General features: G+C 63.8%; 22 protein-coding genes. 10 read left to right on the top strand and 12 right to left on the bottom strand.

Translation table 11 applies throughout. The annotated features are described in order from the left end of the window. Positions 1 to 303 precede the first annotated feature (303 nt). Positions 304 to 660, top strand: coding sequence for a hypothetical protein (locus ACVOMF_RS11650; protein WP_282268299.1), 357 nt, complete (start codon positions 304 to 306; stop codon positions 658 to 660). A 90-nt stretch (positions 661 to 750) separates the two neighbouring features. On the opposite strand, the gene ACVOMF_RS11655 is transcribed toward ACVOMF_RS11650, so the two are convergent. The 8 genes from ACVOMF_RS11655 to ACVOMF_RS11690 form a co-directional block, all read right to left on the bottom strand. Beyond that, positions 751 to 1,866, bottom strand: coding sequence for a CaiB/BaiF CoA transferase family protein (locus ACVOMF_RS11655; RefSeq protein WP_481509440.1), 1,116 nt, complete (start codon positions 1,864 to 1,866; stop codon positions 751 to 753). 16 nt (positions 1,867 to 1,882) lie between these two features. Beyond that, positions 1,883 to 3,061, bottom strand: a complete 1,179-nt coding sequence (locus tag ACVOMF_RS11660; protein WP_481509441.1) for a CaiB/BaiF CoA transferase family protein — start codon at positions 3,059 to 3,061, stop codon at positions 1,883 to 1,885. A gap of 371 nt (positions 3,062 to 3,432) precedes the next feature. Then, positions 3,433 to 4,602 (bottom strand): acyl-CoA dehydrogenase family protein, encoded by a 1,170-nt coding sequence (locus tag ACVOMF_RS11665; RefSeq protein WP_481509442.1) that lies wholly within the window; start codon positions 4,600 to 4,602, stop codon positions 3,433 to 3,435. A 9-nt stretch (positions 4,603 to 4,611) separates the two neighbouring features. After that, complete coding sequence (locus ACVOMF_RS11670; protein WP_057634054.1) at positions 4,612 to 5,130, bottom strand: MaoC family dehydratase; 519 nt, start codon at positions 5,128 to 5,130, stop codon at positions 4,612 to 4,614. 88 nt (positions 5,131 to 5,218) lie between these two features. Continuing rightward, positions 5,219 to 6,073: an HpcH/HpaI aldolase/citrate lyase family protein gene (locus ACVOMF_RS11675; RefSeq protein WP_481509443.1), complete on the bottom strand. Its 855-nt coding sequence runs from the start codon at positions 6,071 to 6,073 to the stop codon at positions 5,219 to 5,221. Beyond that, positions 6,070 to 6,936, bottom strand: a complete 867-nt coding sequence (locus ACVOMF_RS11680; protein ID WP_481509444.1) for a polysaccharide deacetylase family protein — start codon at positions 6,934 to 6,936, stop codon at positions 6,070 to 6,072. The genes ACVOMF_RS11675 and ACVOMF_RS11680 overlap by 4 nt, the downstream gene beginning before the upstream one ends. 107 nt (positions 6,937 to 7,043) lie before the next feature. Beyond that, the gene (locus ACVOMF_RS11685; RefSeq protein WP_303747968.1) at positions 7,044 to 7,886 is read right to left on the bottom strand and encodes an SDR family NAD(P)-dependent oxidoreductase; all 843 of its coding nucleotides are present in this window, start codon (positions 7,884 to 7,886) and stop codon (positions 7,044 to 7,046) included. A gap of 20 nt (positions 7,887 to 7,906) precedes the next feature. Further along, entirely contained in the window at positions 7,907 to 8,215 is a 309-nt protein-coding gene (locus ACVOMF_RS11690) for a hypothetical protein (RefSeq protein ID WP_296246630.1), read from the bottom strand. Between the two features lie 140 nt (positions 8,216 to 8,355). On the opposite strand from ACVOMF_RS11690, the gene ACVOMF_RS11695 reads away from it, so the two are divergent. The 8 genes from ACVOMF_RS11695 (at position 8,356) to ACVOMF_RS11730 (ending at position 15,856) form a co-directional block, all read left to right on the top strand. Then, a complete protein-coding gene (locus tag ACVOMF_RS11695) occupies positions 8,356 to 9,594 on the top strand; it encodes an MFS transporter (protein ID WP_481509445.1) in 1,239 nt (412 codons plus the stop codon). A gap of 27 nt (positions 9,595 to 9,621) precedes the next feature. After that, positions 9,622 to 10,296 (top strand): isochorismatase family protein, encoded by a 675-nt coding sequence (locus ACVOMF_RS11700; protein ID WP_303747971.1) that lies wholly within the window; start codon positions 9,622 to 9,624, stop codon positions 10,294 to 10,296. Continuing rightward, the gene (locus ACVOMF_RS11705; protein WP_481509446.1) at positions 10,293 to 11,228 is read left to right on the top strand and encodes a polysaccharide deacetylase family protein; all 936 of its coding nucleotides are present in this window, start codon (positions 10,293 to 10,295) and stop codon (positions 11,226 to 11,228) included. Before ACVOMF_RS11700 ends, ACVOMF_RS11705 begins: the two co-directional genes overlap by 4 nt. Further along, on the top strand, positions 11,225 to 12,145 hold the full coding sequence (locus ACVOMF_RS11710; protein WP_481509447.1) for a polysaccharide deacetylase family protein: 921 nt from the start codon (positions 11,225 to 11,227) through the stop codon (positions 12,143 to 12,145). Before ACVOMF_RS11705 ends, ACVOMF_RS11710 begins: the two co-directional genes overlap by 4 nt. 63 nt (positions 12,146 to 12,208) lie before the next feature. Continuing rightward, the gene (locus ACVOMF_RS11715; RefSeq protein ID WP_481509448.1) at positions 12,209 to 13,888 is read left to right on the top strand and encodes an electron transfer flavoprotein-ubiquinone oxidoreductase; all 1,680 of its coding nucleotides are present in this window, start codon (positions 12,209 to 12,211) and stop codon (positions 13,886 to 13,888) included. Between the two features lie 28 nt (positions 13,889 to 13,916). Next, the gene (gene prpB, locus ACVOMF_RS11720; protein ID WP_481509449.1) at positions 13,917 to 14,801 is read left to right on the top strand and encodes a methylisocitrate lyase; all 885 of its coding nucleotides are present in this window, start codon (positions 13,917 to 13,919) and stop codon (positions 14,799 to 14,801) included. Between the two features lie 339 nt (positions 14,802 to 15,140). Next, entirely contained in the window at positions 15,141 to 15,479 is a 339-nt protein-coding gene (locus ACVOMF_RS11725; protein WP_481509450.1) for a hypothetical protein, read from the top strand. Beyond that, positions 15,461 to 15,856: a c-type cytochrome gene (locus tag ACVOMF_RS11730; RefSeq protein WP_481509451.1), complete on the top strand. Its 396-nt coding sequence runs from the start codon at positions 15,461 to 15,463 to the stop codon at positions 15,854 to 15,856. Before ACVOMF_RS11725 ends, ACVOMF_RS11730 begins: the two co-directional genes overlap by 19 nt. A gap of 8 nt (positions 15,857 to 15,864) precedes the next feature. Here ACVOMF_RS11730 and ACVOMF_RS11735 read toward each other — a convergent pair whose 3' ends face one another. Then, positions 15,865 to 16,641, bottom strand: coding sequence for a glucose 1-dehydrogenase (locus ACVOMF_RS11735; RefSeq protein ID WP_481509452.1), 777 nt, complete (start codon positions 16,639 to 16,641; stop codon positions 15,865 to 15,867). A gap of 306 nt (positions 16,642 to 16,947) precedes the next feature. Between ACVOMF_RS11735 and ACVOMF_RS11740 the strand changes: the two genes are divergently transcribed. Continuing rightward, positions 16,948 to 17,262: a hypothetical protein gene (locus tag ACVOMF_RS11740; protein ID WP_481509453.1), complete on the top strand. Its 315-nt coding sequence runs from the start codon at positions 16,948 to 16,950 to the stop codon at positions 17,260 to 17,262. A 9-nt stretch (positions 17,263 to 17,271) separates the two neighbouring features. On the opposite strand, the gene ACVOMF_RS11745 is transcribed toward ACVOMF_RS11740, so the two are convergent. From ACVOMF_RS11745 to ACVOMF_RS11755, 3 genes are read right to left on the bottom strand one after another with little or no spacing between them, the layout of a single operon-like run. Further along, positions 17,272 to 18,690 (bottom strand): aldehyde dehydrogenase family protein, encoded by a 1,419-nt coding sequence (locus ACVOMF_RS11745; RefSeq protein ID WP_481509454.1) that lies wholly within the window; start codon positions 18,688 to 18,690, stop codon positions 17,272 to 17,274. Beyond that, a complete protein-coding gene (locus tag ACVOMF_RS11750; protein ID WP_481509455.1) occupies positions 18,683 to 19,726 on the bottom strand; it encodes a nitrilase-related carbon-nitrogen hydrolase in 1,044 nt (347 codons plus the stop codon). The genes ACVOMF_RS11745 and ACVOMF_RS11750 overlap by 8 nt, the downstream gene beginning before the upstream one ends. Further along, positions 19,723 to 20,055, bottom strand: a complete 333-nt coding sequence (locus ACVOMF_RS11755; RefSeq protein ID WP_481509456.1) for a DUF1330 domain-containing protein — start codon at positions 20,053 to 20,055, stop codon at positions 19,723 to 19,725. Before ACVOMF_RS11755 ends, ACVOMF_RS11750 begins: the two co-directional genes overlap by 4 nt. Positions 20,056 to 20,058: the final 3 nt, after the last annotated feature.

Below are 20,058 nucleotides of genomic sequence, written 5' to 3' on the forward strand. Positions count from 1 at the left end.
CGCCCGGGGTCCTCCCGGCGGCGGCCCCCCCACACCCCCCCCCCCCCCACCCCCCCCCCGGCGATCGCCCAAGGGGGGGCCCCCGAAGCGGCCGCGCTGCGCGCCGACAGATTGCCAGGAACCGCTCCCTCCCTTGCGCATAGCGCAGGGGAGGGTTGGGGAGGGGTAGCTTTTGGCTCTCACCGCCACCGTTACTCCCGCTTCAGCCTTCCACAACCACGCCCAACGCTTCCCGGCTAACATCCCGTACACGGCCCTCTGGTAAGAATGGGGGTCTGGCCCTCATCTACATGGAGTCCCCACATGAGCAAGTTCAGCGATATCACCGGCCCGGCACTGGAGCGTGCACTGGAACTGGTCAACAGCGCCGGTGGCAACATCAAGCACGGTGGTTCCAGCGCAGCCGAATGGCTCAAGACTGGCGCCGCCATTGGTGCGATGAAGACCGGCGGCCGTGCCGTCACCCGCGTCGCCAAGCGCAACCCCACCGCTACCGTCGCTGTTGCAGCGGTTGGCCTGGGCTTGATTGGCTATGCGCTGTACCGCAAGAACAAGCGCGACAACGAGGCCATCGAGGCCAAGTCGCGGCAGATCGCGCAGCGTCGCCGTCATGCGGCCAGCGTGACTGATGAAACCAGCGATATTGGTAGCGACGCCTGAGTTTTTTGGGGTGGTGCTTGAAGCAAGAGCTACCCCTCCCCAACCCTCCCCTGCGCGGCGCGCAAGGGAGGGAGCAAGTCCTGCAGCTTTCTAGAGACCTAGTTCAGCCAGTACTGCTGCGGTGGATTGGCCGACGTCATCCAACTGCGGATTGATACGCCCCGGCTCGTTGGCGAACTTGATGGCAATGCCCAGGTGGGTTCCGCCCTGTGCATCGGTCCAGACCATTTCGCGCGCACGTGTATGCGGATCATTGAAGGCTTCGGTCAGCGTCTTGACCGGCGCCCAGCACACGTCGATGTCGTGCAGGAACAGCGTCCACTCCACCAGCGTGCGGCGGGCGAAGGTTTCGGCCAGGAATTGCTTGACCGGGTCCTGACCGCTGCCCGGTGGCAGATGGCAGAGGTGGATCAGGTCGGCGCGGCCGAGCGCGTTCAACAGGTTCTCGGCGAACTTGTGCTCGGCACCGCCGAGTGCGATCCAGCGGTCGTCGGCGCAGCGGTAGAGCTTGTACAGCGCATTGCCGCCCCAACTGCGTTCTTCCTTGACCACCGGGTCGCGGCCGAGTGCGAACGGCGGGCCCAGCACATTCGGCAACCAGGCCATCAAGGCGTCCTGCATCGACAGATCGATGTAGTCACCCTCGCCCGTGCGTTCGCGGCGGAACAAGGCCATCAGGATGCCGTTGAGCGCCATCAGCGAACCGGCCATATCAGCCACCGGCATATGCGGCATCGCCGGCGTGCCATCCGGCGCACGGTTCAGGCTGACCACGCCGGTATCGGCCTGCATCGCCAGATCATGCGCAGGCCGGTTGACCTTTGGCCCGGTCTGGCCGAAGGCGCTGATCGAGCAGTACACCAGCTTCGGATTGATCGCCTTGCAGCTGCCGTAGTCGATACCAAGACGCTGGGCCACACCGGGCCGGAACGCTTCCACCACCACATCGGCCCACTCGACCAGTTTGGCGAAAGCGGCCTTGCCATCGGTGCTTTTCAGATCCAGCACGATGCAGCGTTTGCCGCGATGGGTGTTACGGAACCAGGTCGAAGCACCGGCCTGCTTGAGCCCGACTTCGCGCACCGGTTCACCACCGGGCGGCTCAATCTTGATCACATCGGCGCCGTGATCGGCCATCACCATGGTCAGGTGCGGCCCCGGCAGGAACAGCGACAGATCAAGTACGTGTACACCTTCAAGCTTCATCATCAGCTCCGTTGCCTCACGCGCCCAGCAGACGCGCGCGGTCTGCATCGTTGTAGCCCAGCTCACGCAGCAGCGCATCGGCATCGGCATTGAGCGGCGGGCAGGCCGTGCCACTCAGGCGCTGGCCGTCGAGCTTGATGGGATTGCGCAGCAGGCGCTGCGTGCCCTTTGCATGCTCGACGTCCTGCAGCATGTCGACGTCGCGCACATAGGGGTTGTCCAGTGCCTGGGCGATGTCCAGCACCGGCGCGATCGGAATACGACCTGCGAACAACTGGGTCCAGTGTGCGCTCGGTTGGGTGCTGAGGATGGCATCGACCAGCACGGTCAGCTCCTCACGCACCTTGCGGCGCTCAGCGAAACTACCGAAGCGCGGCTCGGCGGCCCAGGCCGGATTGCCGATACCTTCGACAAAGGTCTGCCAGAATTTCTCCAGCATGCACATCACCATCACCCAGCCGTCCGCGGTGCGATAGACCTGGCACGGCACGGTGGACGGGTGTGCGCTGCGCGACAGGCGCTCGGTGCGGTGGCCTTCGTTGAGGTACCAGGTCGCCGGATAGCTGAGCTGGTGCAGGGCCACATCGAACAGGCTGACATCTACATCGCGACCAAGGCCGGTGCGCATCGCACCGATGATGGCGGCGAGCAGGCCCATCGACATCGTGGTGCCGGTCATGAAGTCGACCATCGACAGGCCGAAGCGGGCCGGTGGCGCGTCGGGCTCACCGGTCAACGCCATGAAGCCGGCTTCGGCCTGCATCAGGTAGTCATAGCCCGGCCATGCGGCGCGTTCGTTGTCGCGGCCATAGGCGGACAGGTGGGCGCAGACGATCTTGGGATTGAGCTTGCTCAGCGTGGCGTAGTCCAGGCCGAGCTTGCCAGGTTGGTCGCCACGCAGGTTGTTGAGAACGGCGTCGGCGCTGGCGACAAGCTTCTCGAATACCTCGCGGCCTTCGGCAGCCTTCAGGTCCAGCCGCAGCGAGCGCTTGTTGAGATTGAAGGTCTGGAAGAACAGGCTGTCGCCTTCGCCCAGAAAGTACGGGCCGGTACCGCGCGACACGTCGCCATCCGGCGGGGATTCGATCTTGATGACCTCCGCGCCGAGATCGGCCAGATGCATCGAGCCATAGGGGCCAGCACCGTACTGTTCGACGGCAAGGATGCGCAGTCCCTGCAGGGGAAGGTCTTTCATGTGTGGCCTCTGGTTTGTAAAAAGCACCGCGGCGGTTGAGGACCGCGGTGGAGGGATGCTGCTGTTGCGTCTACTTGGCTGTTGCTTTGGTTTTGGCTATTGCTGTTGCTTTGGCTTTGGCTGGTGCCTTGGCTGGTGCTTTGGCTGGTGCTTTGGCTTTGGCTTTGGCTTTGGCTTTGGCTGTCGCCGTGGCTTCGGCTTCTGATCTATCCCTTCTCCCGCTTGCGGGAGAAGGTGCCCGGAGGGCGGATGAGGGGAGCTTTTGACTTCGCTCGTAGAGCTTCCCCTCACCCCAACCCCTCTCCCGCAGGCGGGAGAGGGGCTTTGCGTCTGATGCATTCGGGGGAGGGGGCTTTGGTCTGCTTGGGCTGTTAAATCTTGTTTCTTGCTACCAGCTGCTTGGCGATGATGATGCGCTGCATTTCGTTGGTGCCTTCACCGATGCACATCAGCATGGCGTCGCGGTGGAAGCGCTCGATGTCGTATTCTACCGAGTAGCTGTAGCCACCAAAAATCCGCATGCCTTCCTGCGCGCAGTACGCGCCCGTCTCGGTAGCGAAGTACTTGGCCATGCCCGCTTCCATATCGCAGCGCTCGCCCTTGTCATAAGCGTTGGCCGCACTCTCGATCAGCAGCTTGGAGGCTTCAACCTTGGCGGCCATCTCGCCCAGCTTGAGCTGAATGGCCTGGTGCTCGGCGATCGGCTTGCCAAAGGTCATGCGCTCCTGCGCATAGCGCACCGACAGGCGCAGTGCGCCCTCGGCAATGCCGCAGCCGCGCGCCGCCACATTGATGCGACCCAACTCCAGGCCACCCACCGCATGCTGGAACCCCTGGCCTTCAACGCCGCCGAGCATGCAGTCAGCCGACACCTTGTAGTCCTGGAACACCAGCTCGCAGGTGTCGATGGCGCGGTAACCGGACTTCTTCAGCTTCTTGGCGACGATGAAGCCCTCACCCTTCTCGGCAATGAACATGGTCATGCCCTTGTGGCGCGGCTGCGCCTCCGGGTCGGTCTTGACCAGCAGCAGCACCATGTCGCCATACATGGAATTGGTGATCCAGGTCTTGGCACCGTTGATGACATAGTGATCGCCCTCGCGCTTGGCGACCGTGCGGATTGCCTGCAGATCGGTGCCGGCATTCGGCTCGGTCAAACCCAACGCGCCACGCAATTCGCCAGTGGCCATGCGCGGCAGGTACTTCTGCTTCTGCGCCTCGGTGCCGCAGCGCTCGATGGCCGCAGCCATGATCAGGTGCGAGTTGAAGATGCCGGTCGGCGCCATCCATACCGACGACACCCTGATCACGATCTTGGCGTAGATGCGCGCCGGCAAACCCAGGCCGCCGTATTCGGGCGAGATGGTGGCACCGAACAGGCCGAGGTCCTTCATCTCCTCGACCAGGTGATGCGGGTACTTGTCCTCCTGATCGTATTCCTGCGCGATAGACGCGACCGACTTTTCCACCCAGTGGTCAATCGAGTCGAGAAGTGCCTGCTCTTCGTCAGGGCCCCACAGCTGTTCCGGTTCGGTGCTCATCATTGCGCCTCAGTAGTTGACCTTGTCTTCCACCGAGTGGCCGCGCTTTGCGATCAGCATGGTGCGGTTGAAGGTGCAGACCAGCTTGCCGTCCTGGTTGAAGCCATCAGTACGACAGGTGACGATGCCGGCTCCCGGGCGTGACTTGGATTCACGCTTTTCGAGCACTTCCGATTCGGCCACCAGGGTGTCGCCGACGAACAGCGGATGGGTCATCTTGATCTCGCTCCAACCAAGATTGGCCACGGCCTTCTGGCTGACATCGGTGACGCTCATGCCGACCATCAGCGCCACGGTGAACGGCGAGCAGACGATGACCTTGCCGAACTCCGATGCCTTGGCGTATTCCTTGTCGAAGTGCATCGGATGGGTGTTCATCGTCAGCAGGGTGAACCAGGTGTTGTCGGTCTCGGTGATCGAGCGACCCGGGCGGTGCTCGTAGATGTCGCCGACATTGAACTCTTCGTAGTAGCGGCCGAAGGTTTCGCGGAAGCGGTTTTCGGAAATCTGCTTGACGTTCTGAACCATGACAATGTCCTTTTGGTGCGGGTTGGGCTGGCGCTGGGCGCAGCTTGGTCAAAGAGGGGGCGATCAGGCGTTCAATGGAGCGTTGCGGTCAGCCGGCGCGTACGCCGAGTTCACCGAGTGCGATTGCGCGTTCTGCGGCAATTTCGATGGGGCGATCCACCAGTTTTCCGTCGAGCTGGATGGCTTCGCCGCCGCTTGCGGCCAATGCGGCGATGACGCGCTGGGCGCGCTCGTACTCGCCTGCGGTTGGCAGGTAACGGCTTTGGATGGGGTCGACCTGGGCCGGATGGATGGCCGCCTTGGCGGTGAAACCGAGGTTGATCACGCGGTCGGTTTCATCAACCAGGCCTGCTTCGTCCTTGATGTCGAGGAAGGGCACATCGAGACAGCCGACGCCGGCTTCGGCGGCAATCGTCGCCAGCTGTACGCGTGGGTGGAAGAAGCTGTCCCAGCCGGCGCGGCCACGCAGCGCGACGATGTAGTCGAAGCCACCAAACATCAGCGCCTGCAGGCGCGGAATCGCGGTGGCCAGCGCGCGCGCATCCAGCAAGCCCTTCGGCGTTTCGATCTGCGCGATGAACACGGTGTCGATGGCAGCAAGTGCGTTGTCGGCTTGCTGAAGCTCGGCCACGGTTTCGACCTTTGGCAACATCACGAAGGCCGGATTCAAACCGGATGACGCCAATGCTTTCAGATCCGCTTGGCCCAGCTCGGTGGACAAGGGGTTGATGCGCAGGCCTATCTCACCACGGCTTTCTGGCTTGTCCGCAAGAAACGCGAACTGCGAAGCACGCGCACTTTCCTTGTCGCACGGCGCAACCGCATCTTCCAGATCGATGCAGACCTGGTCGGCACCGGTGGCGACCGCCTTGGCGTAGCGCTCCGGGCGCGAGCCCGGCACGAACAGCAGGCAGCGGCGCGGATTGTTCAATGCAGCGCTCATGCTGCGCTCACTTGCTTAGCAAAGTGTTCGGCAATCTGGCGACGGGTGGCGTACCAGGTCCCCGGCTTCTGCGCGACGTATTGCAGGAACTTCTCGAATGCGCCAATGCGACCCGGACGGCCGATGATGCGCAGGTGCAGGCCCAGCGACATCACCTTGGGGCTGTGCTCGCCTTCGGCGTACAGCGTGTCGAAGCTGTCGATGGCGTAATCCAACCAGTCCTTGGGCAGGTAGGACGGTGCCACCCACATCTTCATGTCATTGGTGTCGAGCTGGTATGGCACCACGATCATCGGCCTGTCGCTGCCGTCGACATCGCCCCAGAACGGTGCATCGGCCGAATAGTCATCCATGTGGTACAGGAAGCCTTCTTCCTGCAACAGCCGGCGGGTGGAGGCGGTATGCAGGTAACGCGACAACCAGCCAACCGGGCGTACGCCGGTGGTCTGCTCGATGCTGTCGGTGGCGTCACGGATGAACTGGCGTTCCTGTTCTTCGTTGAAGCGGAACTGGTGGATCCAGCGGTGACCGTGCGAACACACTTCGTGGCGGCTACCGCGCAGGTAATCGGCGATTTCCGGTGCGCGTTCCAGCGACACGGCAGCAGCGGTATAGGTGCTGGTGACGTTGTACTTGTCCAGCAGCGCGGATACGCGCGCATGGCCTTCGTTGATGCCGTAGCGGTAGTTGGATTCGTTGCCGTAGTTGCGCACCGGCTTGGACAAGGTCACGTGCAGCTCGTCCACCGGCTCGGTGATCTTGTCACCCTGGCCCACGTTGTACTCGGAGAGCTCTTCAACATTGACGACCACGGACAAGGCCAGGCGTGCATTGTTGGGCCACTGGTAAACGGGTTTGGACATGGTGGTCTCGGTGCGGTTGTTGGTTGCGTGGTGGGGGCTGCTTGGCGTCTATGCCGCCATTCCCGCGAAGGTGGAAATAGCGACCTGATGGATGCGGCGGTAATGCCTCAGTGGTTCTCCTCACCACCAGAAACATTTATCGCCTCGCCGGTGATGTAAACCGCGTCGTCCGAGCACAAAAACGCGGTAGCCGCGGCCGTATCCGAAGGCAGACCCGCACGCCCCGCCGGAATGCGCGCACGCATATCCGCCAGGTACTGCTCCACGCTCTTGCCCTGCTTTTCAGCGAAGTATTCGTTCTGCCAGGCGCCCAAGCCGGTGGTCACATGGTTCGGGCACACCGCATTGACGTTGATCCCATGCGCGCCCAGCTCCAGCGCAGCAACCCGGGTCAACCCCACCAAACCATGCTTGGACGAGCAATAGGCCGCCGCATGCGGGAAGGCCGACTTGGCCGCCTGCGAAGCGATGTTGACGATGCGGCCGCCGCCCTGGGCGATCATCTGCCGGCCGGCATGCTTGATGGTCAGGAAGGCGCCGCGCAGGTTCACACCCAGCACCGCATCCCATTCCTTGGCATCGATGTCGACCAGCGACTTCATCAGGTAACCGATGCCGGCGTTGTTGACCAGGATGTCGAGGCGGCCGAAGCGTTCGACCGTGGCCTTGACCACCGCCTCCACCTGCGCCTCTTCCAGCACATCCAGGGCCATCGCCACGCACTCGCCACCGCTGCTGGCAGCCAATTCGGCGGCAACCTGCGCCAACTCCTCGTCGGTACCCACCGCAGTGACCGGCATTTCGGCGCCACGCACCTGGCCGATGTCGGTCAGCACCACCTTGCAGCCTTCCTGCAGCAAGCGGCGGGCAATGCCCTCGCCCAGGCCGGCGCGGCGACCAGCGCCGGTGATGAGTGCGACCTTGCCTTGCAATTCGGGGAAACGAGCCATGACCAATGTTCCTTGTGCGCTTACAGCGCGCTGGTGAGGATGAACAACGGATTGTCAGCGTATTGCTGGAACTGCGCTGCACCGGCCTGCACGGTCGGGTCGGCGAGGTCGGCGCCAAAGGCCGCCATGTCCGGAATGCGCATCAGCTCGATGTAGTCGTACGGGGAGCTGCCTTCACCAATCAACAGACCGCTGGCCTTGAGTACCTCGAACTTCTCCACCGACGGCAGCGCATTGACCACCGGCAGGTCGCTGGCACGCGCCCAGGCCTCGTATTCCTCACGGCTGACGCCGGCTTTGAGGTTGAACAGGACGATCACGGTTTGCATGGCTTCCTCCCGGGTAAAAGACTGTGGCACACTTTGTCCGGACAAAGTGTAGGCATGCCATTCGCTCCCGGTCAACGTCGGCGGCGGAAATCCCCCACCGGCGTATCTACCTGCCATAACCCAACTCTTGAGGTGCGTCGATGAAGTTGAAGCGTTATTACCCGTGGTTGATGGCGTTGATGGGGATGTTGGTGCTGCTGGTCTCCAACGGCCTGACCGTAACCGGCCTGACCGCCTTTGACGAATCCCTGCTCAAGGACTTCGGGTGGAGCCGCAGCGAACTCAAGCTGCGCGACCTGATCACCCTGGTGCTGGCCGGCTGGATGGCGCCGTTCCTGGGTGCGCTGATCGACAAGGTCGGCCCGCGCAAACTGGTACTGGCCGGCATCGCCCTGTTGGCGGCGCTGTATGCGGCTTACTCGCACATCCATTCGCTGGCCCACCTGTACTGGATCCATGTCGGCTTTGCCGCGGTGCTGGTCGCCGCCGGCCTGAACGTAGCGGTGATCTTCGTCTCGCAGTGGTTTGCCACCCATCGCGGCACCGCGATCGGTATTGCCCTGGTCGGCACCAGCCTTGGCGGCATGGTGTTCCCCAAGCTCGGCGTGCACCTGATGCAAACCATGGACTGGCGCGCCGCGCTGCTGTGGGAAGCCGCGATTCCGCTGTCCTTCCTGATACTGGCCTTCCTGTTCGTGCGCAGCCCGCGCCCGGGCGGCATCCAGCCCTGGGGTGCAGACACGCTGGCCGCCAAGGCAGCCGCTGGCAAGCCGGCCGCGTCTTCATTGCCCGACCTGAGCTACCAGCAGGCGATGCGCACCCGCACCTTCTGGGTGCTGGCCTTCGTGGCGATGACCACCTTCTTCTCGATCATGGCGGTTGCCTCCAACCTGTTCCTGCACATGCGCGACCTGGGCTTTGAGCCAGCCACCGCTGGCAATGGCCTTGGCCTGATGTTCGGGCTGGCGATGGTGGGCAAGTTCATCTTCGGCTTCCTTGCCGACGTATTGCCGGCCAAGCGCGTGTTCCTGGTCAACCTGACGATCATGGCCGCAGGTGCATTGATCCTGGCGACGATGCGCGCTGACCTGATCTGGTACTCGCTGGCCCTGTTCGGCCTGGGCTGGGGTGGCCTGTACACGATGATCCAGCTGCTCGCGGTCAACGCCTTCGGCCTGGGCTCGGCCGGCAAGATCCTCGGCACCATCACCCTGCTCGATGCGACCACCGCCGGTCTCGGCATCTGGGTGACCGCCAAGATCTTCGATATCACCAAGAGCTACCACATCGCTTTCAGCCTGATCTGCGCGCTGATCGTTTTGGCCTTGTTGGCGGCGACGCTGGTGCGCGACGAACGCGCGCGTGCCTCGGCCGCCTGATCCCCACTACTGCAACGGAGAGAGCCCATGCCCGTGATGGAAACGTCCAACCTCACCGCCCGCCAGTACTGGGAGCAGGTCAAGGCCAACCCCAACCGCGCCAAGTTCGGCTTCGGCGCGCGCCCGGCCATCGTCAACATCGATGTGCAGCGTGCCTATACCGACCTGGCCGCATTCAAGACCGCGTATGAGACCGACCCGCGCCAGATCGAGCACATCAACGCGCTGTCGGCGCAGGTGCGCGCGCTCGGCCTGCCGGTGGTGTGGACCTATGTGGCCTACCTGGAATCAGGCGAAGACGCCGGCACCTGGGGCACCCGCACCAACACGCCGGATTCATTGCAGAACATCAAGCACGGCTCCGAGCGCGCGCAGTTCGATCCACGCGCAGACGTGCAGCCCGGCGACATCGTCATGCACAAGCGCATGGCCAGCCCGTTCTTCGAAACCAACCTGTGGTCGCTGCTGACCTTCCACAAGATCGACACCCTGATCATCACCGGCGGCTCGACCTCGGGCTGCATCCGCGCCTGCGTGATCGACAGCCTGTCACGCGGCTACCGCAGCATCGTTCCGGAGGAATGCGTGGCCGACAAACACGAGATCCCGCACTTCGCCAACCTCAGCGACATCATGCTCAAGTACGGCGACGTGGAGCCGGTCGAGCATGTGGCCGCACAGCTGCAGGCGCTGCGCGCATGAACGCCACGACCAAGTCCGATCCGGGCCTGTTCGACTACTGGCCCTACGACAGCCGTCCGAAGATCGAATGGCCGGGCGGTGCCCGCGTGGCGCTGTGGATCGCGCCCAACATCGAGTTCTACGAGTACGCGCCGCCGGCCAACCCGCAGCGCAAACCATGGCCGCGTCCGCTGCCCGACATCCAGGGCTATGGCACGCGCGACTACGGCAACCGCGTCGGCCACCAGCGGATGATGCGGGTGATGGACCAGTACGGCCTGCGCGGCTCGGTATCGCTGTCCACGGCCATGCTCAAGCACCACCCGGAAGTGATCCAGATGGCGGCCGAGCGCAACTGGGAATTCTTCAGCCACGGCATCTACAACACCCGCTACACCTACGGCATGGACGAGGCGCAGGAACGCGAGATGATCGCGCATTCGATGGCGCTGATCACCGAGCACACCGGCCAGCATTGCGATGGCTACCTGGCACCGGCGCTATCGCATTCGGACGCCACCATCGACCTGTTTGCCGAAGCCGGTGGCCTGTACACCTGCGACCTGTTCCACGACGACCAGCCAACGCCGGTGAAAACCCGCTCGGGAAAACGCTTCGTGTCGGTGCCGTATTCGCTGGAGCTCAACGACACCATCGTCTACGTCACCAACAAGATCGAGCCGCGCCGCTACGGGCAGATGATCAAGGACGCCTTCGATCGCCTGTACGCCGAAGGCGAAAACTCCGGCACGGTGATGTGCGTGCCGTTGCATGCCTATCAGATCAGCCATCCGCATCGGCTGGCGGCGTTCCACGACGCGATGGACTACATCTGCAGCCACGACAAGGTGTGGAAGGCCACCGGCCGCGAGATCGCCCAGCATTACCTGGACAAGCACTACGACGACGCGCTGGCCTCGATGGCGGCGATCAACGCGGAGGACGCGGCATGAGCCTGGATCGCAGCTTCCTGGAATACCCGCACCTGCGCCACGGCATGGACCACGACCGCTACAGCTGGTCGATGCTGGCGCAGCGCCCATCCGTGCGCTGGCCGGACGACAAGCCGCTGGCGGTATGGATCAACCTGAGCCTGGAGCACTTCCCGCTCAACCCCAAGGGCGAGGGCTTCAAACCGCACGGTGCGATGGTCATGCCCTATCCGGACCTGCGTCATTACACGCTGCGCGACTACGGCAACCGGGTCGGCGTGTTCCGCGTACTGGATGCGCTGGAAAAGTACGGTCTGCGCGCCAGCACCGCGGTCAACGGCGAACTGGCCGAGCGCTACCCGGCCCTGCTGCGCCGGCTCAAGGCGCACAGCGCCGAGCTGGTCGCGCATGGCTGGAACATGGACAGCGTGCACTACGGCGGGCTGGACCCGGCGCGCGAAGCTGAATACATCCAGCGCAGTTTGGCCGCGCTGGCCCCGTATTCGGACAGTCCCATCCAGGGCTGGTTGTCACCGGCCCGCTCGCAGTCCGAGAACACCCCGGAACTGTTGCAACAGGCCGGTTTGCAGTGGTTTGGCGACTGGATCAACGACGAGCTGCCCTACCCCTTCCAGACCGCCAATGGCCCGCTCACCGCACTGCCGTTGTCACTGGAATTGGAAGATCGCTTCATCGTCGGCGAAAATCTGCATGCCGAGGCCGAGTATGCGGACCAGATGGTCGATGCCTGCGATTTCCTGCTGGAGGAAGCGCAGCGCAGCGGACAGGGTCGCCTGCTCGCGCTCAACATCCATCCGTGGGTGATGGGCCAGCCGCACCGCATCAAGCACCTGGAACGCGTGTTCGCCCATCTGGCAGACAACGCAGGGCTGATCTGGAACGCTGCGCCTTCGCAGATCATCGCCGCCTCACGTTGAGGCGGCGGTTCCAGGCAACCGTCGTCGCCCAAACCGCGCCGGCCTTTACCCAAGAGCCCTTGCATGAACACTGAAGCCAACACCGCCCTGCCGCCGCGCGAAGCGATGGAATTTGACGTCGTCATCGTCGGCGCCGGCCCTGCCGGTCTGGCCACCGCCATCCGCCTGCGCCAGCTGGCGGTCGAGAAGGGCCAGGAATTGTCGGTGTGCGTATTGGAGAAAGGCTCCGAGCCCGGCGCGCACATCCTGTCCGGCGCGGTCATGGACCCGCGCGCGCTCAACGAGCTGTTCCCGGACTGGAAGGAACGCGGTGCGCCGCTGCGGCAGGCCGTCACCCGCGACGAATTCCTGTTCTTGAATGAAACCGGTGCCAAGAGCACCCCGCACGCACTGCTGCCGGAGTGCTTCCACAACGACGGCAGCTACATCATCAGCCTGGGCGAGGTCAGCCGCTGGCTGGCGCAGCAGGCCGAAGCGCTGGAAGTGTCGATCTTCCCGGGCTTTGCCGCCGCCGAAGTGCTGTACGACGAGAACGGCGCGGTGATGGGCGTGGCCACCGGTGACATGGGCATCCACAAGGACGGCACGCCGGGCCCGAACTACGAGCGCGGCATGGAACTGCATGCCAGGTACACGATCTTCGCCGAAGGCTCGCGTGGCCACCTCGGCCGCCAGCTGATCAGCAAATTCAAGCTCGACGCCGGCAAGGACCCGCAGGCGTACGGCCTGGGCATCAAGGAGCTGTGGCAGATCGATCCGGCCAAGCACGAACCGGGTCTGGTGGTGCACGCCGCCGGCTGGCCGCTGGACAACGACACCTACGGCGGCGCGTTCCTGTACCACGCCGAAGGCGGCAAGGTCTCGATCGGCTATGTGGTCGGCCTGGACTACAAGAACCCGTGGCTGAGCCCGTTCGAGGAATTCCAGCGCTTCAAGACCCATCCGGCCATCCGCAAGCACCTGGAAGGCGGCAAGCGCATTGCCTACGGCGCGCGTGCGATCACCGCCGGCGGCATCCTGTCGCTGCCCAAGACCGTGTTCCCGGGCGGCGCACTGGTCGGCTGCGAAGCCGGCTACCTCAACGTCAGCCGCATCAAGGGCAGCCACGCCGCGATCAAGACCGGCATGCTGGCCGCCGAGGCCGCGTTCGATGCGCTGGTCGCCGGTCGCTCGCGCGATGAGCTGAGCGCCTATCCGGAAGCCTTCGAGAACAGCTGGCTGAAGGCCGAGCTGATGCAGGCCAAGAACTTCAAGCAGTGGTTCAAGAAGGGCCGCACCCTGGCCACGCTGATGACCGGCATCGAACAATGGCTGCTGCCCAAGCTGGGCATCCGCAACGCGCCGTGGACCATCCACCGCACCAAGGCCGACCACGAGTGCCTGGAACCGGCTGCCAGCCAACCGAAGATCAACTATCCCAAGCCCGACAACGTGCTGACGTTTGATCGCCTGAGCTCGGTGTTCCTGTCCTCGACCAACCACGAGGAAGACCAGCCCAGCCACCTGACCTTGAAGGACGCCAGCGTGCCGGTGAAGGTCAACCTGGCCACCTATGGCGGTCCGGAAGCGCGCTACTGCCCGGCTGGCGTCTACGAGTTCGTCGGCGAAGGCAGCGATACCCGCCTGCAGATCAACGCGCAGAACTGCGTGCACTGCAAGACCTGCGACATCAAGGACCCGACCCAGAACATCGTGTGGGTGACCCCGCAGGGTGGTGGCGGACCGAACTATCCGGCGATGTAAACGTCGCCATCAACCCACAGGAGTTTTGATGAGCATTGTCAGTCCAGGCGCCCGCTTCCGCGAAGCGCTAAAGCAGGAAAGCCCGTTGCAGATCCCCGGTGCGATCAACGCCAACCATGCGTTGCTGGCCAAGCGGGCGGGCTTCCGCGCGGTCTACCTGTCCGGTGGCGGCGTCGCCGCCGGCTCGCTGGGCCTGCCGGACCTGGGCATCAACACCATGGACGACGTGCTCACCGACATCCGCCGCATCACCGACGTCTGCGACCTGCCGCTGCTGTCGGACATCGACACCGGCTTTGGCCCGAGCGCGTTCAACATCGCGCGCACGGTGAAGTCGCTGATCAAGGCCGGTGCGGCGGCCTGCCATATCGAAGACCAGGTCGGCGCCAAGCGTTGCGGCCATCGCCCGAACAAGGAAATCGTGTCGCTGGGCGAGATGGTGGACCGGGTCAAGGCCGCGGCCGATGCCAAGACCGATGCCGATTTCTTCCTGATCGCGCGTACCGATGCGATCCAGATGGAAGGCGTGGACGCGGCGATCGAGCGTTCGCTGGCCTGCGTGGAAGCCGGTGCCGATGGCATCTTTGCCGAAGCCTCGTATGACCTTGAAACGTACAAGCGTTTTGTCGATGCGGTGAAGGTGCCGGTGTTGGCCAACCTCACCGAGTTCGGGCAGACGCCGCTGTTCTCCACGGAAGAGCTGGGTTCGGTCGGCGTTGCGATGTGCATCTACCCGCTGTCGGCGTTCCGCGCGATGAACAAGGCCGCGGAGAACGTGTATACCGCGATTCGTCGCGATGGCCACCAGCGCAATGTGGTGGACACCATGCAGACCCGCGAGGAACTGTATGAGCGGATCGGGTATCACACCTTCGAGCAGAGTCTGGATAGGACGTTTGCTGGGAAGAGGTGAGGGTTGGGGGCGTAGTTTCCGAGCTTGAAGGGCCAAAGGCACCAAGAGCTTAGGAGGCCAAAAGGCTAGAAGCTGCCCTCACCCCTACCCCCGCTCCGCGCCCCGGCCCTTGCGCTGGCGCAAGGGCGTTCGATGGGCAACGAACCGATGGTTCGTAAGCTTCCCCTCTCACCCCGTAAACGGGAGAGGGGACTACTTCGGCAAAATTTTGCTGAGGACGGCATTGCTGGCTTCGGCCGCTCTACGAACCACAGCCGGAGGCGAAGAGCCGCAGCCTCGATCAACGCTTCTAAGCGGCCCGCGTCTAAGCTCCAGAAGCTCAATGTCAGGTGAGGGGCTTTGCTCTTTGCTTTCTGGCTTTGGCTTCTTGCCTTTGCCTTTGCCACTGCTGTTGCTGTTGCCTTTGCTTTTGCTTTTGCTTTTTCCAACGGCTCAAAAAAGCGTGAAGTCTCCCTTCTCCCGCTTGCGGGAGAAGGTGCCCAACGGGCGGATGAGGGGAGCTTCGGCTTCGGCTTCGGCCTTTGCTTCGGCCTTTGCTTCAGCCATTCCTTCAAAGCTCCCCAGCCTGCCAAAAACCCAAGCCCTTTGCTTTCCACTCCCAGCACCGACGATCATTGCCAACGCCGAACAACCACGGCCGCCATCGCAATGAGAAAGCAATGTCCCGCCTGCCACTGATCGCCCTCGCCTGCCTGACGCTCAGCGCCTGCGGCCAGCGCGACGCCTTCAACCATTCGTCCAATGCCGATCCGCACCAACGCGAACTCGAACGCGCATTCGCCATCTGTGCTGGTTGCCACGACACCCGCGCCAATCTCGGCCACCGCGTCGGTCCCAACCTGCATGGCGTGATTGGCCGCAAGGCCGGCACCGCTCCCGGCTACAACTACTCCGAAGCAATGAAGGCCAGCAACATCACCTGGGATGCGCAGACCCTGGATGCCTTCATCAAATCACCGACCAAACAGGTGCCCGGCAGCAAGATGGTCAACGCAACCGCCGACCCGGCGCGTCGCCAGGCCGTGATCGAATTCCTGTCAACGCTACCGGAATAGGCAACGCATCAATCCAGCGTCTGTACGCCGCCACCATTGACGAACAAGGTCTGGCCGCTGACCCAGTTGGAGATCGGCGCGGCGAAATACAGCACGGCACCTGCTATGTCGTCGGCTTCACCCAGGCGTTTGATCGGAGTATGCGACAGCATCCGCTCCTCGATCTCCGGCGTCAGCACCGTCGCCAGGGCATCCGTGCGCACCGCACCCGGCCCCACCGCATTGACCCGGATCCCGGCCGGGCCGTAGTCGTGCGCCAGATTCGCGGTCATATGATTGATCGCCGCTTTTGAGGCAGCGTAGGCACTGATCGCCGGGCTCTTGTTGATCGAGCTCATCGACGACATGTTGATGATCGAACCGTAGCCCGCGTTTTTCATATGCGGTGCACACAACTGCGACAGCCGCCATGCACTGAACACGTTGATCTGGAATGGCCGCTCGAACTGCTGCAGCGTGATCTCGAACGGACTCTCGCGGCCGGCACCACCGCCACCTGCGTTATTCACCAGGATGTGGATGCCACCAAGCTCGCTGACTGTGCGCTCGACCGTGCGCACCAGATCCTCATCCTTGAGCACATTGCACTCCAATGCCAAGGCCTTGCCACCGGCCGCCGCTATCTCAGCTGCCACTTTCTCTGCAGCCGCCAGCTTCAGGTCGGCGATGGCGACCGCGGCGCCATGGGCCGCCAACATCAGCGAGCTGGCACGGCCGATGCCGTTGCCGCCGCCAGTGACGATGGCGACTTTGCCGCTCAGATCAAACTGCGCGTTCGGATTCATGAGCATCACTCCTGTTGGCTTCACGCGCCGGATTTCATGCAACAGACGGACCAGGCGCGGGGCCCGCAAGCCCAGTATGCGAGAGGCGAGTGAAATGTCAGGTTAAAACCGCCTCGATCACATCCGTGAAGCTGCAGCCTCCAGCGGTACAACCAGGGCCCGTGATCGAATTCCCTGCCTGAAAGCCTGGGTGCGGCGAAGTTCCGCCCACCTCAGCGTCGCTGCGCTGCAGACCCATCGACTGCACGCAGACGCATCACGTGGCAGGATGTGCGCTGGAGACTGCACAAGGGGACGCGTCGTCCAATGCGACCAGCAAGCCGCAGCAAGTTCACCGCTTTGACCACCGCACTGCTTTGTACCTTGCCGTCTTTGGCCTCGGCCATGGCCCAATGCCCGCAGGAATCGAGCAAATCCACTGCGTTCTGGCTGCTGGGCTGGTCGATCTTCGCGCTGTTCGTTGGCGGCGGCATTGTGTTGCTGCTGTTGATCTTCCGCGCAACACGCAATGCGCGGCCGCAGCCGCGCTGGCTGCTGCGCATCGCCGGGGTTCCAGCGATGCTGGCGATGTGGATGCTGGGCTTCGGTATTTTCCTGGGCCAGTTCGTACTGGTGTGCTGAGGCAGATCCTCAGGCCGGCGCGAACCACCAGGGTGATGCCGTACCTGTGTTGATCAGCAGCGCGCGTGCGCGCACGAATCGCCGGATCGATGCCGTGCCCATGCGTGAGCCGCCCATGCCGGACAGCTTGAAACTCTGCTTCTCAGCGGTCTGCACCATGCCGGTCAGGCAGGCGTCGTTGATCGAGATGCCGCCGGCCTGCAGCTGACGCGCCACCCGCTGCGCGCGCTCGGGGCTTTGCGTGAACACCGCTGCCGACAAACCGAACTCGGTGGCATTGGCACGCGCGATGGCTTCTGCTTCATCAACCACCACCATCACCGGCAGGACGCTGGCGAAGCTTTCATCAGCGACCACCGCCATCTCGTCGCTGACATCAACCAGCACCGTCGGCGGGCACCAGATACCGCCATGGTCGATCAGCTCGCCGCCCGTCAGCGCACGCGCGCCCTTGGCCTTGGCATCGGCAAGCTGCGCGCGTACCAGCTCCACCTGCGAGGCGGCGATCACCGGGCCGATCTGGCCTTGCTTCGGGTCCGGCCACGCCAGCTCCAATGCGGACGCTTCCTTCACCAGCGCGGCGATGAAGGCATCCGCCACCGGCGCTTCCACGTAGACGCGCTCGATCGACATGCAGCTTTGGCCGCCGTTGACGAAGCTGCCCCAGGCCAGCGCGCGTGCGGCATGTGCGATGTTGGCATCGGACAGCACCAGCGCCGGGTCCTTGCCGCCCAGCTCCAGCGAGGCCGGAATGAAGCGGCGCGCGCAGGCTTCGCCGACCTTGCGGCCGGTGGCGACCGAGCCGGTGAAGCAGATCTGGTCACTGGCCTCGATCACCGCCTGGCCGGTAGCACCAGCACCGGTGACCAGCTTGAACACCTCGCCAAGACCCGCTTCGTCCAATGATTCACGCAACAACGGCACGAAACGTGAGGTGACTTCGCTGGGCTTGGCGAGGATGCTGCAGCCCGCGGCAAGCGCCGGCACCGCGTCGATCAACGTCAGCATCAGCGGGAAGTTCCACGGACTGATCACGCCCACCACCGCATACGGCACCCAGGTCTGCTGGCTGTGGATGAAGGGAATGGCCTCCTGCTGGGCGGGCTTTTCCGCCAGACACCCTGCCGCCTGCTGCGCCCAGCGGCGGATCGCGCCAACGGTTCCATCCACTTCAATCTGCGATTCGTGCCAGCGGCCGGTATCGGCCAGCAAGGCGTCGAGGAAACCGTCACGGCGCGCGACCAGCGCGTCGGCCAGCGTATTCAAGCGCGCGCAGCGCTCTTCGATGCTGCACGCAGCCCAATCGAGCTGCGCCTTGCGCAGGCCAGCGCCCAAGGCAGCAACCTCGGCAGCGGAGGTGATCGGCAGTTCGCCATCGAGCAGGCCGGTGCGCGGATTGCGTAGCGGCAGCGTGGTTGCGTCAGTCATTGCCCAGTACTCCGGCGCTCAACAGTGCATCAAGGGTGGCTTTCTGGCGGGCAGCGAAGTCGGCCCGCTGTGGGATCTTCAAGCTGTCGCCGTCCAGCAGCGCATTGGGCTTCAAGGCGGTGCTGCCGAGGCCGGCATTGATCGCAGCCTGCGGCAGCCGCGACAGGAAATTGCCCATGCCCGGACGCAGGCGGCGGCGGCGCAGGCCGGCGATATCCAGATCAGCGTAGGCGGCCATCGACTCACCGGTACCGGCGGCGGACAGCACCCGGCCCTGGTCATCGACGATCTTGCTCATGCCATCGGCACTGCCCAGCGGAATATCCACGCCACTGATGCCGGCGGTATTGGCCGAAACCACATAGGCCATGTTTTCCAGCGCGCGGGCACGCTTGGCGATGTCCTTGGGGGTCAGCTCCGGGCTGCCGACTTCGCTGGTGGAATGCAGGAACACCTCGGCACCACGCAAGCCCATCGCCCGCGCGATTTCCGGGTAGAGGATTTCTTCCGATGCGATGCAGGACAGGCGGCCGAGCGGTGTGCGCGCGACCGGGAACACGCCGTCGATGCCGTATACGTCCAGGTACTTGTCCCAGACATCATGCGGGCTGGGTGCATACAGCGAGATCAGCCGGCGATAGCGCAGGATCTGGTTGCCGCTGTCGTCCAGGATCACCGAGGACTGGAAGTACAGCTCCGGGAAGTTCGGGTCGCGCTCGTAGGCGTTGGAGCACAGATACACGCCATTGTCCTGGGCGATGCGACCCAGTTGTTCGTATTCGGCGCCATCCATGGCGAAGCAGCCCTTGGCCGCCCAGCCGGGAATGGTGTCGCCCAGCGGATAGCTGGTGGCGAAGTACTCCGGCAGCACCACCAGCTTCAGGTCGGCGCCGATGAAGGCCTTGGAAGCGCGGATCTGCCGACCTACCCGTTCGATGTTGTCAGCCACCGCTGCGGCGGCAGCAGCCGGTGTTGCACAGGCATTGATGGCACGGCAAGTGGTCTGCAGGGCCAGCGCGCGATAAGCGTCGATCATGGAGCCTTCCCTTCGGTTGCGATGTCGTTGAGGTCTTGCGTCTGCACGCCATCGGCCAGCAGCACACGGAAGCTGCCGGTGCCGGCGCGCAGCGGTTTGATCGCGTCGTAGTCGGCGCTGTGCCAGAACGCCATGGCTGCATCACGGCTGGGCCAGCAGGAGATCACCGTGCGGCTTGGCGCATGCACGCCTTCCAGACTGTGTTGTTCGCCGCCCATCACCAAGTAGTGGCCACCATGGCGTGCGACGACGGCCGGGGTTGCGCGAGCATAGGCGGCAAAGCCCTGTGGGTCGGTGATGTGCGCTTCGATGATCAGATAGACCGGCATGTC

This window comes from Stenotrophomonas sp. STEN022 (genome assembly GCF_056760155.1).

Coding starts and splice junctions, on each gene's coding strand:
- ACVOMF_RS11650 (WP_282268299.1), top strand. CDS start 304: ATGAGCAAGTTCAGCGATATCACCGGCCCGGCACTGGAGCGTGCACTG.
- ACVOMF_RS11655 (WP_481509440.1), bottom strand. CDS start 1,866: ATGAAGCTTGAAGGTGTACACGTACTTGATCTGTCGCTGTTCCTGCCG.
- ACVOMF_RS11660 (WP_481509441.1), bottom strand. CDS start 3,061: ATGAAAGACCTTCCCCTGCAGGGACTGCGCATCCTTGCCGTCGAACAG.
- ACVOMF_RS11665 (WP_481509442.1), bottom strand. CDS start 4,602: ATGAGCACCGAACCGGAACAGCTGTGGGGCCCTGACGAAGAGCAGGCA.
- ACVOMF_RS11670 (WP_057634054.1), bottom strand. CDS start 5,130: ATGGTTCAGAACGTCAAGCAGATTTCCGAAAACCGCTTCCGCGAAACC.
- ACVOMF_RS11675 (WP_481509443.1), bottom strand. CDS start 6,073: ATGAGCGCTGCATTGAACAATCCGCGCCGCTGCCTGCTGTTCGTGCCG.
- ACVOMF_RS11680 (WP_481509444.1), bottom strand. CDS start 6,936: ATGTCCAAACCCGTTTACCAGTGGCCCAACAATGCACGCCTGGCCTTG.
- ACVOMF_RS11685 (WP_303747968.1), bottom strand. CDS start 7,886: ATGGCTCGTTTCCCCGAATTGCAAGGCAAGGTCGCACTCATCACCGGC.
- ACVOMF_RS11690 (WP_296246630.1), bottom strand. CDS start 8,215: ATGCAAACCGTGATCGTCCTGTTCAACCTCAAAGCCGGCGTCAGCCGT.
- ACVOMF_RS11695 (WP_481509445.1), top strand. CDS start 8,356: ATGAAGTTGAAGCGTTATTACCCGTGGTTGATGGCGTTGATGGGGATG.
- ACVOMF_RS11700 (WP_303747971.1), top strand. CDS start 9,622: ATGCCCGTGATGGAAACGTCCAACCTCACCGCCCGCCAGTACTGGGAG.
- ACVOMF_RS11705 (WP_481509446.1), top strand. CDS start 10,293: ATGAACGCCACGACCAAGTCCGATCCGGGCCTGTTCGACTACTGGCCC.
- ACVOMF_RS11710 (WP_481509447.1), top strand. CDS start 11,225: ATGAGCCTGGATCGCAGCTTCCTGGAATACCCGCACCTGCGCCACGGC.
- ACVOMF_RS11715 (WP_481509448.1), top strand. CDS start 12,209: ATGAACACTGAAGCCAACACCGCCCTGCCGCCGCGCGAAGCGATGGAA.
- prpB (WP_481509449.1), top strand. CDS start 13,917: ATGAGCATTGTCAGTCCAGGCGCCCGCTTCCGCGAAGCGCTAAAGCAG.
- ACVOMF_RS11730 (WP_481509451.1), top strand. CDS start 15,461: ATGTCCCGCCTGCCACTGATCGCCCTCGCCTGCCTGACGCTCAGCGCC.
- ACVOMF_RS11735 (WP_481509452.1), bottom strand. CDS start 16,641: ATGAATCCGAACGCGCAGTTTGATCTGAGCGGCAAAGTCGCCATCGTC.
- ACVOMF_RS11740 (WP_481509453.1), top strand. CDS start 16,948: ATGCGACCAGCAAGCCGCAGCAAGTTCACCGCTTTGACCACCGCACTG.
- ACVOMF_RS11745 (WP_481509454.1), bottom strand. CDS start 18,690: ATGACTGACGCAACCACGCTGCCGCTACGCAATCCGCGCACCGGCCTG.
- ACVOMF_RS11750 (WP_481509455.1), bottom strand. CDS start 19,726: ATGATCGACGCTTATCGCGCGCTGGCCCTGCAGACCACTTGCCGTGCC.
- ACVOMF_RS11755 (WP_481509456.1), bottom strand. CDS start 20,055: ATGCCGGTCTATCTGATCATCGAAGCGCACATCACCGACCCACAGGGC.